This is a genomic window from Burkholderia sp. AU31652, from assembly GCF_002223155.1.
Classification (GTDB): domain Bacteria; phylum Pseudomonadota; class Gammaproteobacteria; order Burkholderiales; family Burkholderiaceae; genus Burkholderia.
The window spans coordinates 2,459,426-2,471,594 of sequence record NZ_NKFG01000005.1; the positions used below are offsets into that span (position 1 = coordinate 2,459,426).

The 12,169-nt window shown below is 67.5% G+C and carries 14 protein-coding genes; 5 read left to right on the forward strand and 9 right to left on the reverse strand.

What is annotated here, in order from left to right; genetic code table 11:
• Positions 1-19 precede the first annotated feature (19 nt).
• Positions 20-904, reverse strand: coding sequence for a LysR family transcriptional regulator (locus CFB40_RS28575; RefSeq protein ID WP_089433077.1), 885 nt, complete (start codon positions 902-904; stop codon positions 20-22).
• 76 nt (positions 905-980) lie between these two features.
• Between CFB40_RS28575 and CFB40_RS28580 the strand changes: the two genes are divergently transcribed.
• Positions 981-2,282 (forward strand): aspartate aminotransferase family protein, encoded by a 1,302-nt coding sequence (locus CFB40_RS28580; protein WP_089433078.1) that lies wholly within the window; start codon positions 981-983, stop codon positions 2,280-2,282.
• Between the two features lie 129 nt (positions 2,283-2,411).
• Here the strand turns inward: CFB40_RS28580 and CFB40_RS28585 are convergent, their stop codons facing one another.
• Positions 2,412-3,161: an SDR family oxidoreductase gene (locus CFB40_RS28585; protein ID WP_089433079.1), complete on the reverse strand. Its 750-nt coding sequence runs from the start codon at positions 3,159-3,161 to the stop codon at positions 2,412-2,414.
• A gap of 45 nt (positions 3,162-3,206) precedes the next feature.
• Between CFB40_RS28585 and CFB40_RS28590 the strand changes: the two genes are divergently transcribed.
• The 3 genes from CFB40_RS28590 (at position 3,207) to CFB40_RS28600 (ending at position 5,567) form a co-directional block, all read left to right on the forward strand.
• The gene (locus tag CFB40_RS28590) at positions 3,207-4,184 is read left to right on the forward strand and encodes an AraC family transcriptional regulator (protein ID WP_089426911.1); all 978 of its coding nucleotides are present in this window, start codon (positions 3,207-3,209) and stop codon (positions 4,182-4,184) included.
• 73 nt (positions 4,185-4,257) lie between these two features.
• A complete protein-coding gene (locus tag CFB40_RS28595; RefSeq protein WP_089433080.1) occupies positions 4,258-5,115 on the forward strand; it encodes an AraC family transcriptional regulator in 858 nt (285 codons plus the stop codon).
• Positions 5,116-5,159: 44 nt separating this feature from the next.
• Positions 5,160-5,567: a DUF2000 family protein gene (locus tag CFB40_RS28600; protein ID WP_089433081.1), complete on the forward strand. Its 408-nt coding sequence runs from the start codon at positions 5,160-5,162 to the stop codon at positions 5,565-5,567.
• Between the two features lie 192 nt (positions 5,568-5,759).
• Here the strand turns inward: CFB40_RS28600 and CFB40_RS28605 are convergent, their stop codons facing one another.
• The 3 genes from CFB40_RS28605 to CFB40_RS28615 all read right to left on the reverse strand — a co-directional run bounded on the left by CFB40_RS28605 (position 5,760) and on the right by CFB40_RS28615 (position 7,461).
• Positions 5,760-6,110, reverse strand: coding sequence for a VOC family protein (locus CFB40_RS28605; protein ID WP_089426908.1), 351 nt, complete (start codon positions 6,108-6,110; stop codon positions 5,760-5,762).
• Positions 6,111-6,176: 66 nt separating this feature from the next.
• The gene (locus tag CFB40_RS28610) at positions 6,177-7,100 is read right to left on the reverse strand and encodes a DMT family transporter (RefSeq protein WP_089433082.1); all 924 of its coding nucleotides are present in this window, start codon (positions 7,098-7,100) and stop codon (positions 6,177-6,179) included.
• A gap of 13 nt (positions 7,101-7,113) precedes the next feature.
• On the reverse strand, positions 7,114-7,461 hold the full coding sequence (locus tag CFB40_RS28615; RefSeq protein ID WP_373452692.1) for a hypothetical protein: 348 nt from the start codon (positions 7,459-7,461) through the stop codon (positions 7,114-7,116).
• Positions 7,462-7,493: 32 nt separating this feature from the next.
• On the opposite strand from CFB40_RS28615, the gene CFB40_RS28620 reads away from it, so the two are divergent.
• Positions 7,494-8,345 carry a LysR substrate-binding domain-containing protein gene (locus tag CFB40_RS28620; RefSeq protein ID WP_089433083.1) on the forward strand — a complete coding sequence of 284 codons (852 nt, stop codon included), beginning with the start codon at positions 7,494-7,496 and terminating at the stop codon, positions 8,343-8,345.
• Positions 8,346-8,426: 81 nt separating this feature from the next.
• Here CFB40_RS28620 and CFB40_RS28625 read toward each other — a convergent pair whose 3' ends face one another.
• Genes CFB40_RS28625 through livH form a run of 4 tightly spaced genes read right to left on the reverse strand, consistent with a single transcriptional unit; the run spans position 8,427 to position 12,107 of the window.
• Positions 8,427-9,128, reverse strand: a complete 702-nt coding sequence (locus tag CFB40_RS28625; protein WP_089433084.1) for an ABC transporter ATP-binding protein — start codon at positions 9,126-9,128, stop codon at positions 8,427-8,429.
• The gene (livG, locus tag CFB40_RS28630; protein WP_069252315.1) at positions 9,128-9,901 is read right to left on the reverse strand and encodes a high-affinity branched-chain amino acid ABC transporter ATP-binding protein LivG; all 774 of its coding nucleotides are present in this window, start codon (positions 9,899-9,901) and stop codon (positions 9,128-9,130) included. The genes CFB40_RS28625 and livG overlap by 1 nt, the downstream gene beginning before the upstream one ends.
• Complete coding sequence (locus tag CFB40_RS28635) at positions 9,898-11,169, reverse strand: high-affinity branched-chain amino acid ABC transporter permease LivM (RefSeq protein ID WP_089433085.1); 1,272 nt, start codon at positions 11,167-11,169, stop codon at positions 9,898-9,900. Before CFB40_RS28635 ends, livG begins: the two co-directional genes overlap by 4 nt.
• A gap of 11 nt (positions 11,170-11,180) precedes the next feature.
• The gene (livH, locus tag CFB40_RS28640) at positions 11,181-12,107 is read right to left on the reverse strand and encodes a high-affinity branched-chain amino acid ABC transporter permease LivH (RefSeq protein WP_041493199.1); all 927 of its coding nucleotides are present in this window, start codon (positions 12,105-12,107) and stop codon (positions 11,181-11,183) included.
• Positions 12,108-12,169: the final 62 nt, after the last annotated feature.

Genomic DNA, 12,169 nt, shown 5'->3' on the forward strand with positions numbered 1-12,169 from the left:
GGCGCGGCGGCCGCGCGCATCACAACAGCGGCAGCGTGAGCCGGATATGCTCGGCGAACGCCGCCGTCAGATGCGACGGCCGCTTGCGATCGAACTTCAGCGTAATACCCACGGCCGGCAACGGCGGCAAGCGCGGATCGCCGGTGACGATCGCCAGGTCGGCCGGCACCGCCGTCTGCGTCATCACCGCGAACGCCTGCCCCGAACGCACCAGCGCGATCAGCCCCGCGAGACTGCTGCTCGCATACGCGACGCGGTAATCGCGGCCCGCGCGATCCAGCGCCTCGCAAGCCGCGAGGTGATCGAGCGTGTCGCGATCGGACAGCGCCAGCGGCAACGGATCGAAATGCGCGGGCTCGAGCCCTGGATAGCCGATCCAGACCAGCTGCTCGCGGCGAATGATGTCGTCGTTCGCGCCGTCGTCCGGCAATGAAATCATCGCCAGATCGACTGCGCGTTTGTCCAGCTGCTCGATGAGCCGCGGCGTCGGCCCGCACACGACCTCGACGATCGCCTGCGGATGCTGGCTCGAAAACTGCCGTAGCAGCGAAGGCAGCCAGACCTCCGCGTAATCGTCCGGGCAGCCGAAGCGGATCGTCCCCGACAACCCCGTGCCGCACAGGTCGGCCATCGCCTCGTCGTGCAGCCGCAGGATGCGCTGCGCATGCACCAGCAGCCGCTCGCCCGGATGGGTCAGCACCACGCCGCGCCCGGTGCGCTGGAACAGCGGCTGGTCGACGGCCGCCTCGAGCCGCTTCATCTGCTGGCTGAGCGCGGACTGGGTCCGGCCGACGCGCGCGGCCGCGCGGCTGAGCGCGCGCACCTCGGCAATCACGACGAACGAGCGCAGCAGGTCGATTTCGAGCGAAAGCGCCAAGGTATTAGCTCCTTTTCTACCTTGCATTAGAACTATTCGTTTCCATCAAACCAGACGCGCGCCTAGACTGCAAGCGCCCCCTGCCCCTTCCTGGAGACGCCCGATGTCCCTGAACGACGACCCGACCTTCTGGCGCAACGCCACGCAGCACCTGGTCCGCTACGGCGGCACGTTCGAGCCGATGATCATCGAGCGCGCGAAGGGCAGCTTCGTGTACGACGCGGACGGCCGGGCGATCCTCGATTTCACGTCGGGCCAGATGAGCGCGGTGCTCGGCCACTGCCATCCGGAGATCGTGTCCGTGATCGGCGAATACGCGGGCAAGCTCGACCACCTGTTCAGCGGGATGCTGTCGCGGCCGGTCGTCGACCTCGCGACGCGCCTCGCCGACGTCACGCCCGCCGGGCTCGATCGCGCGCTGTTGCTCAGCACCGGCGCGGAGTCGAACGAAGCGGCGATCCGGATGGCGAAGCTCGTCACCGGCAAGTACGAGATCGTCGGCTTCGCGCAGTCGTGGCACGGGATGACCGGCGCGGCCGCGTCGGCCACCTACAGCGCCGGCCGCAAGGGCGTCGGGCCGGCCGCCGTCGGCTCGTTCGCGATTCCGGCGCCGTTCACGTACCGGCCGCGCTTCGAGCACAACGGCGCCTACGACTATCTGGCTGAACTCGACTACGCGTTCGACCTGATCGATCGCCAGTCGAGCGGCAACCTCGCGGCGTTCATCGCGGAACCGATCCTCAGCTCGGGCGGGATCATCGAACTGCCGGACGGCTACATGGCGGCGCTCAAGCGCAAGTGCGAGGAACGCGGGATGCTGCTGATCCTCGACGAGGCGCAGACCGGTGTCGGCCGCACCGGCACGATGTTCGCGTGCCAGCGCGACGGCGTGACGCCCGACATCCTGACGCTGTCGAAGACGCTCGGCGCCGGGCTGCCGCTCGCGGCGATGGTGACGTCCGCGGCAATCGAGGAACGCGCGCACGAACTCGGCTACCTGTTCTACACGACGCACGTGTCGGACCCGCTGCCGGCGGCCGTCGGCCTGCGCGTGCTGGACGTCGTGCAGCGCGACGGGCTCGTCGAGCGGGCGAACGTGATGGGCGACCGGCTCCGGCGCGGCCTGCTCGACCTGATGGAACGCTTCGACTGCATCGGCGACGTGCGCGGACGCGGGCTGCTGCTCGGCGTCGAGATCGTCAAGGATCGCCGCACGAAGGAACCGGCGGACGGGCTCGGCGCGAAGATCACGCGCGAATGCATGAAGCTCGGGCTCAGCATGAACATCGTGCAGTTGCCGGGCATGGGCGGCGTGTTCCGGATCGCGCCGCCGCTGACCGTCAGCGACGCGGAAATCGATCTCGGGTTGTCGTTGCTCGAGCAGGCGATCCGGCGCGCGCTGTAACGGCACGCCGGGCGCGCCGCGCGCGGCATCGCGCCGCCGGCCCGTTGCAGGCCGGCGTCATCCTGCATCACCCAGGCGCCGGTCGCCGGCAAACAACCGCTCGCGCGCGCCGACGAGCCTCGGCCCGCCTCAGCCCGCTTCCGCCGCCCACGCGACGGCATCGGCGCCGGCCGGAATGCGCATCGGGCTCGACGGATCGGTCGCCGCGCGCCATACCGCTTCGGCGACGTCCTGCGCGTGGGTGACCGGCGCGGATTCGTCGACGATGCGCGCAAAGACCGCCGCGGCAAATTCCGCATAAGCCTCGTGCTCGAAGCCATGCATGTGCGCGCGCGCGTTGTCGGCGAAACGCGTGTCGGGCGCACGCCCCGGCAGCACGAGATGCGCACGCACGCCGAACGGCGCGAGTTCGAGCGCCATCGATTCGGTGTACGCATTGACCGCCGCCTTGCTGGCGCGATAGGCGGCAAGCAGCGGCAGCACCTTCAGCGTGACGCTCGACGTGACGTTCACGACGACGCCGGCCCCACGCCGGCGCAACTGCGGCAGCACGGCTTCCGTCACCGCGATCGTACCGATCGTGTTGGTCTCGAACAGCGCGCGCACGGTGTCGATCGGCATCAGTTCGGCCGGTGCGGCCGCGCCGAAACCTGCATTGTTGACGAGCACGTCGATCGGGCCGGCGGCATCGATCGCCGCGCGGATGCTCTCGGGGTTCGTGACATCGAGCGCCAGCACGCGCAGGTTCGGCGACGGCGGCAGCACGCCCTCGCGCGGCGTACGCATCGTCGCGACGACCTGCCAGTCGCGGGCCAGGAAATAGCGGGCGATCTCGAGGCCGAAGCCGGAGGAACAGCCGGTGATCAATACGGTCTTCATGCGAACTCACTCCTGTGACGTGTTGAGCATGTGTTCGTACGATAGATGGCCGGATCCGTATTCGCTACAATCGAAAATCCGATTTTCATTTGTGAGAGTCCGGCGATGATCGATCCGTTAGCCGAGGTCGTGACGCTGCTGCAACCGAGCACGCGGTATTCCAAGCTGGTTCACGGCGCGAGCCCCTGGCGCATCAGCCGGACGGTCGCCGGCGAGCCGTTCTATTGCGCGGTCCTGGATGGAGGGTGCCGCGTCGCGATCGACGGACATCCGCCGATCGAGCTGCTGCCCGGCGATTTCGTGTTGATTCCGGCTGCCTACGGCGTGTCGATCTCCAGCTTCGAACTGCCGCCGCCGGGTGTCGAAACGGCCGCCCCGGTCGTGCTCGACAACGGCGAATACCGGATCGGCGACGCGGACCGCCCGGTCGACACGCGCATGATGGCCGGCCATTGCAGTTTCAGTTCGCCCGACGCTGCGCTGCTGGTGTCGCTACTGCCGCAATACGTGCACGTGCGCGGCGAGCCGCGCCTGACCACGCTCGTGCAACTGGTGCGAGACGAATCGCGTGCGCAGCGGCCCGCGCGCGAACTCGTGCTGTCGCGACTCGTGGAAGTGCTGCTGATCGAGGCCTTGCGATTCTCGGCCGGCACGGATGCGTCGCCCGGCCTCGTGCGCGGGCTCGCCGATAGCCGTCTCGCCGCCGCGCTCCGCGGGATGCACGCACGCCCCGCGCACCCGTGGACGGTCGTCGAGCTCGCCAGGGAAGCCGCGCTGTCGCGCTCGACCTTCTTCGAACGCTTCAGCCGCGCAGTCGGCGTCGCGCCGATGGAATATCTGCTCACGTGGCGCATGGCGCTCGCGAAGAACCTGCTCCGCCGCAACGAGGGCCGCATCGCCGAGATCGCCGGGCGCGTGGGCTACAGTTCCGCGAGCACCTTCAGCGTCGCGTTCACACGCCACGTCGGCCGGCCGCCCGCGCAATACGCCCGCGACGAACAGGCGACGGCAAACGAAGCATGATGCGCACCCGTCCCCGCTGCCCCGCGACCTGCGTACACTATTCGTCACGCAACCACAACGCGCGACGCATCCGATGACGACACCCGCGAAGCACATCGACACAACCGGCCACTGGCTCGTCGCGCGACGCGATGCGGAAACCGGCATCGAAAGCCTGCATGCGCATTTCAACGGCCATGCCTACGATGCGCACGATCATGACGACATGCTGGTCGGCTTCACCGAACAGGGCGTCCAGCAATTCCAGTGCCACCGGTCGGTGCATACGAGCGTGCCGGGCCGCGCGATCCTGATCGAGCCGGGCGCGCTGCACGACGGCCATGCGCCCGAAGCCGGCGGCTTCACCTACGGGATGCTCTACCTGCCGCAAGCGTGGGTCGAGCGCGCGGCGCGCCGGCTGGACCTGCCGGGCCTCGGCGGCGTCGAGGCGTCGTTCGGCCATACGCTCGTCGACGATCGCGGCCTCGTCGACGCGATCCGCCAGGCGTTTGTCGCGATCCACGGCAACGAAGGCAAGCTCGCGCGCGACCAGACGCTCGACCGCCTGCTGATCCGGCTCGGCGGCGAACTGCGCGGGTCGCTCGTGCTGGAAAGCGCCGTCGTGCCGCCCGCGATCGCACGCGTGCGCGATCTGCTGCATGAACACATGGACGACAACATCGGGCTCGATGAACTCGCGCATGCAGCAGGGATCGACCGGTTCCGGCTGACGCGGCTGTTCCAGCGCGCGTTCGGCACGTCGCCGCACGCGTACCTGGTGCGCTTGCGGCTGCGTGCCGCGCGCCGGCTGCTGGCGGCCGGCCGCACGCCCGCGCAGGCGGCCGCGGACGTCGGCTTCGCCGACCAGAGCCACCTGGGCCGCTGGTTCCGCCGCGCGTACCGGATCACGCCGGCCGCTTACCGGCAACTCTGCACAAACGTTCCAGACTGATCGCGCGCGGCAGCCGATCATGAGCGTCTCTACAAGGAGCACTCATGTTCGATACCAAGGTCGCGCTGATCGTGCGCGACGATCTTGCCGCGTGGCAGAAACTCAATGTCGTCGCGTTTCTCGCGACGGGCGTCGCGGCCGAAGCGCCCGAAGCGCTCGGCGAGCCTTACGAGGATGCGGCGGGACGCCGCTACGGCCGCATGCTGGGCCAGCCGATGCTGGTGTTCGCGGCCGACCTGAACGGCCTGCAGGCCGCGCACCGGCAGGCGCTGTCGCGCGAGCTCACGATCGTGCCCTACGTGCATGCGATGTTTTCGACCGGGCACGATGCGGCCAACCGCGACGTGTTTCGCGCCGGCGATGCGGAGAATCTCGACTTCGTCGGGCTGGCGCTGCGCGGGCCGAAGAAGGCGGTCGACAAGGCGGTGAAGGGGTTGGCGTTGCATGCGTGATGCACTGGCGTTCTGGCGACAACATGCGGCCCGCGTTGCCGATTTTGTCTCGATTCGAACGAATTGCCCGGGTGTAGCACAACCGGCTACGATCGAAGCCGATTCGGCTACACATTGACGTCGCTCGGTACGCCCCCCGTCACGCCCAGGCGTGACCGGGCACGACGCAGCTCACCGCGATGTATTTCGGAATCAGCGATGCGCAAGCACGTTGACGAGCTTGCCGAACGGATCGCGCACATAGAACCGCCGCACGCCCCACGGCTCGTCAGCCGGGCCGTACTCGACCGGAATCCCGGCCGCAAGCACGCGTGCGAGTGCGTCATCGACGTCGTCGACCTCGATCGACAGATCGGGTGTCGGCGTGCCCGATCCGCCCTGCGATGCGAAGCTGATCTGCACGTCCATCTGCTCGGCATTGCCGTAGGTCGCGATCCAGCCGTGGTCCATCAGCAGGTCGAGGCCGAAGATCCGTTGGTAGAAGCGCTTGGCGTCGTCGACTGACCGGGTGTCGATATTGGCGACGATCCGTTTGACTTTCATCGGGTTCCTTCGCGGAGCATGACAGTACCGCGACGCTACACCGGAACCGCGCGCGCAACCAGTGCATCAACGGCCGGCCGCCCCCATGTTCTCCCGCCGCGCCCGCGCGGGCCGTTCCACGTGCTTGCCGGCCAGCCACACGCCGATCGCGACGACCACGATGCCGAGATAGGTCGTCACCTCGATCCGGTCACCGAACATCCACGCGGCCCACATCAGCGTCACGGGCGGTTCGAGATAGACGAGGGTCGCCACGCGCGTCGCGGGCATCCGCTTGAGCAGCGCCCACAACGACAGGTACGCGATGAAGGTCGAGAACACGGTCAGCCACACGACGGACACCCACACGTTCGGCTGGGTCGGCACGTGCAGGTCGCCCGTGACGATCCCGCACACCGCGAACAGCACGAGGCTCACGCAGCCCTGCACGAACAGCGGCAGAAACAGCCCATCCTCGTTGCTGCGCGCGGCCGTCAGCGCGCGGCGCCGCTGATAGATCGTCGCGATCGACAGCCCCAGCGCGGACACCAGCGGCAGCAGGTACATCATGAGCCCGACCGACCCGGCCGGCAGCGCATACTGCCCGCCGATCACGATGCCCACGCCGACGAAGCCGACGACGAGCCCCGCCCACTGGCGCGCCCCGCTGCGCTCGCTGCCTTCGAGCGACGTCATCGCGGCCGTGATGAGCGGCTGCATCGCGGCGACGATCGCGGCAATGCCGGGCGGCAGGCCATGCTGAATCGCGACATACACGCAGGCCAGGTAAAGAAATTGCGACAGGAAGCCGATCACCGCGTGATAGCGCAGCTTCTCCCACGTCAGGCGCGCGAGCTGCCGGTTGAGAACGATCGCGAGGCACAGCGTGACGAGCAGGAACCGCCAGAACAGCAGGTTGAACGCGCCGGCCGTCTCCGCGCCGAGCTTGGCGCCGATGAAGCCGGAACTCCACGACAACACGAAAACGAGCTGGAGCAGGAATAGCTGCATGGGGCGACGGCTCTCAGAAAGTTGCCGGGGACAGGCGCGGGTCTGCCAGATCCCCGGGGCGAATCGGTTCGAGCCCGAGGCGGTGATACTGCAGATCGGCGTCGTCCCGGAGGGCGCGCTGCAACGTCAGCCCTTTGACGATGATGCGCGGAATGCCGGCGTTCGCGATCGTGGCGGTCGAGCGTTTCCGCAGTCGATTCGTAGAACGGAAGGTTTCCGCCGTCGTAGCCGGATCGATCCGACGGCACGATGTTCCGCACGGAGCGGGTGCCGTCGGCGTGCCACATGCCCCGCTGTTGCCTGCCGTTGCCTGCCTGTTGACCGAGAATATGGGATGCTCAATAATTCCGTCAATCGACATTACCTGAATCACTGATTCGGAAAAACCAAATCATGCCGCGCACCCTGGACGTCGACCTGCTGCGAACCTTCCACGCCGTCGCGAAGCTCGGCCGCTTCAAGGATGCGGCCGCTCATGTGAATCGCAGCCCGTCGTCGGTCACCGCGCAGATCCAGAAGCTCGAGGAGATGGTCGCGCAGCGCCTGTTCACGCGGAACAACCAGGCCGTCGAGCTCACGCAGTACGGCCACAAGCTGCTGAGCGACACCACCGAGTTTCTGCTGAGCCACGACCGGCTCGTCGAATCGCTGTCGCCGCAGATGCTGACCGGCAAGCTGCGGCTCGGCATCCCCGATTCGTACGCCGCGCACTTCATGGCGGAATTCCTGCCGCGCTTCGCCGCCGACCGGCCGCTGCTCGAACTGACCGTCGAAGCACGCTCCAGCGAAGAGCTGCAGTCGCTGTTCGCGCGCGGCCAGCTGGACATCACGATCGCCGTGGTGCCGAAAGCGACGCCGCACGGCGAGCTGCTCAGCAAGACCCATCCGGTGTGGGTCGCCGCGCGAACCTTCAAGTTCAATCCCGACGCGCCGCTGCCGATCGCCGTGCAACTGCAGGGCTGCCCGTACCGCGACACCGCGCTGAACGCGCTGAAGAAGGCTAAGATCCCGCACCGGATGCTGCTCGAGAGCGCCAGTTCGCCGGCGGTCGAGGCGTGTATCGCGAACGGCCTCGCGGTCGGCCTCATCGAACACGATCGCGTGTCCGGCAACCTGACGAGCCACGTCGCCGGGATCGTGCTGCCCGATCTCCCGCCGCACCTGATCACCATCCTGACGGACGACAGCAATCGCGCCGCGCTGCATCTGCGCGACGTTCTGAAAAGCACGTTCCGGATCGGATGAAGACAAGGCCGGGAACCGGCCTTGCACGAGAAAGCAAAGAGGACGCGCCGCCGGCCCGTTGCAGGCCGGCGGCGTTCGGCATCAACCGCCGAGATACGCCTGCTTGATGCGATCGTTCGCGAGCAGGTTCGCGCCCGTATCGGCGAGCACGACGCGCCCCGTTTCGAGCACGTAGCCGCGATCGGCCACACCCAGCGCCTTGTTCGCGTTCTGCTCGACGAGGAACACCGTGACGCCTTCGTCGCGGATCGTGCGGATGATGTCGAAGATCTGCGCGATCACGAGCGGCGCGAGGCCGAGCGTCGGCTCATCGAGCAGCAGCAGGCGCGGCTTGCTCATCAGCGCGCGGCCGATCGCCAGCATCTGCTGTTCGCCGCCCGACATCGTGCCGGCCCGCTGCGTCGCCCGTTCCTTCAGGCGCGGAAACAGCTTGAACACGTGCTCGATGCCGTCGTCGATCTCGTGGCGGCTCGCGAAGAAGCCGCCCATCTTCAGGTTCTCGAGCACCGTCAGGCTCGGGAACACGCGCCGCCCTTCCGGCGAGATCGCCATCCCCTGCCGCATGATCTGGTGCGTCGACATCGCGATGATGTCCTTGCCCTCGAACAGCACGCGGCCCGACGACGCGCGCGGCGTGCCGCACACGGTCATCATCAGCGTCGTCTTGCCGGCGCCGTTGCTGCCGATCAGCGTAACGATCTCGCCCTTGTTCACCTCGATCGACACGCCCGCGAGCGCCTCGACCGCGCCGTAGTGCGTATGGACCTGTTCCAGCTTCAGCATCACTCTTCCCCCAGATACGCCTTGATCACGCGCGGGTCGTTGCGGACCGCTTCCGGCGTGCCGATCACGATCGGCCGGCCGTGCTCCATCACGAGGATGCGGTCGGACACGCCCATCACGAGGCTCATGTCGTGCTCGATCAGCAGCACCGATACGCCGAACTCGCGGCGCAGCTTGTCGATCAGGTGCTGCAGCTCGATCTTCTCCTGCGGGTTGAGGCCGGCCGCCGGCTCGTCGAGCATCAGGAGGCGCGGCTCGGTGATCATGCAGCGCGCGATCTCCAGGCGCCGCTGGTGCCCGTACGACAGCGTGCCCGCCGGCCGGTTCGCGACCGACGTCAGCCCCATCCGGTCGAGCCACACGGCCGCGCGTTCGAGCGCTTCCTTCTCGGCACGGCGATACGCGGGCGTCGAGAACAGGCCGGGCAGCAGCCCCGCCTTCACCTTGCGATGCTGCGCGACGAGCAGGTTCTCGACGACGGTCAGCGACTTGAACAGGCGGATGTTCTGGAACGTCCGCACGAGGCCCTTCAACGCGATCTTGTGGCTCGGCAGCCCGCCAATCGCGTGGCCGTCGAGCACGACGTCGCCGCCGGTCGGCTTGTAGAAGCCGCCGACGCAGTTGAACACCGTGGTCTTGCCCGCGCCGTTCGGCCCGATGATCGCGAACACCTCATCGCGACGCACGTCGAAATCGATCCCGTCCACCGCGAGCAACCCGCCGAAGCGCATCTGCAGCCCGGCGACCTTCAACAGTTCCGTATTCGCGCTCATTGCGGCAGCTCCACGTGGGGACGGCTCGCGGGCAGCAGGCCCTGCGGACGCCACATCATCATCAACACCATCACGAGACCGAAGATCAGCATCCGGTACTCGGCGAAGCCGCGCGCGACTTCCGGCAGCACGGTCAGCAGGATCGCCGCGAGAATCACGCCGAGCTGCGAGCCCATCCCGCCGAGCACGACGATCGCGAGGATCAGCGCCGATTCGATGAAGGTGAACGATTCAGGATTCACGAGGCCCTGGCGCGCCGCGAAGAACGCGCCGCCGATACCGGCGAACGCCGCGCCGAGCGTGAACGCCGACAGCTTGATGCGCGTCGGGTTCAGGCCCAGCGAACGGCATGCGATCTCGTCGTCGCGCAGCGCTTCCCACGCACGGCCCATCGGCATGCGGATCAGGCGGCTCGTCACGAACAGCGTGAAGCCGACCAGCACGAGCGCGAGCAGGTACAGGAAGATCACCACATGGTCGCCGCTGTATTCCAGCCCGATCAGTTCATGGAAGGTCTTCGCGCCTTCGACGCTCGCGCTGCGCGCCATCTCGTAGCCGAACACGGTCGGCTTCGGGATGCCCGAGATGCCGTCCGGGCCACCCGTCAGGCTCGTCAGGTTGTTCGCGAGCAGGCGGATGATTTCGCCGAAGCCGAGCGTGACGATCGCGAGATAGTCGCCGCGCAGCCTCAGCACCGGGAAGCCGAGCAGGAAGCCGAACGTCGCGGCCGCGATCGCTGCGAGCGGCAGGCATTCCCAGAACGACAGCCCGAAGTACTGGTTCAGCATCGCGTACGTATAGCCGCCGACCGCGTAGAACCCGACATAGCCGAGATCCAGCAGCCCCGCGAAACCGACCACGATGTTCAGCCCGAGGCCGAGGATCACGTAGATCAGCGCGAGCGTCGCGACGTCCACCGCGCCGCGCGAGCCGAAGAACGGCCACACGAGCCCGACCGCGAGCAGCACCCAGACGATCACGCGCTGCTGCTGCGCGCCCATCGCGGGCAGCGCCGGCAGCTTCACCGACGATTTCGCGCGCACGAGCCACGGCTTGAACAGCTGGAACAGGAACACGCCCGCGACCGCGATCCACACCGGCCGCCAGTGCGGCGTGAGCACCACCTGATAGCCTTCGAGCTTCAGTTGCAGCCCGAGCACCGGAATCGTGAGGATCGCCGTCAGGAACGCGGCGGCCACGGCATTTTTCAGCGCCTGGCCGATCGAAGCGTCGGCGGCCGGGCGGCGAACGGAAATGACTTGACTCATCTGCGTCTCCCTCAAACCTTTTCGATGTCCGACTTGCCGAGCAGGCCGGTCGGGCGGAAGAGCAGGATCAGCACGAGCAGGCCGAACGCGACGACGTCCTTGTACTCGGCCGGCATGTAGCCTGCGGCGAAGGTTTCAGCGAGGCCGAGCAGCACGCCGCCGAGCATCGCGCCCGGGATGCTGCCGATCCCGCCGAGCACCGCGGCGGTGAACGCCTTGATGCCCGCGACGAAGCCGATATACGGGTTCAGCTTGCCGATCGTCAGCCCGATCAGCACGCCGCCGACGGCCGCCAGCATCGCGCCGAGCACGAACGTGAACGAGATCACGCGGTTCGTGTCGATGCCGAGCAGGTTCGCCATCTTCATGTCCTCGGCGCACGCGCGGCACGCCCGGCCCATCCGCGAATGCGAGATGAACAGCGTGAGCGCGATCATCAGCACGAGCGTCACGCAGACGATCATCAGGCGCGAATACGGGATGGTCACGTCGAAGTCGCCACCGAGGTGAATGTCGAATGCGCCGGAGATCAGCACGGGCACGGACACGTCGCGCGCGCCCTGGCCGATCTGCACGTAGTTCTGCAGGAAGATCGACATGCCGATCGCGGAGATCAGCGGCACGAGGCGCGGGCCGCCGCGCAGCGGCCGATACGCGACGCGCTCGACCGCGAAACCGTACAGGCCGGTGACGATCACCGACACGATCAGCGCGGCGCCGAGCACGAGCGGCAGCGGATAGCCGGCGGAAATGCCGATGGCAGTCAGGGTCACGAGGCCCACGTACGCGCCGATCATGTAGATCTCGCCGTGGGCGAAGTTGATCATGCCGATGATGCCGTAGACCATCGAATAGCCGATGGCGATCAGCGCATAGATCGCACCCAGCGTCAGGCCATTGACCAGCTGCTGGGCGAATTGAGGAAAGAAGTCAGTCATGTGCGGGAAGCTCCCGTTGGCGTCGTGTCGCCTGCCGTCGCCGGATCACGGCGTGGCCGCGC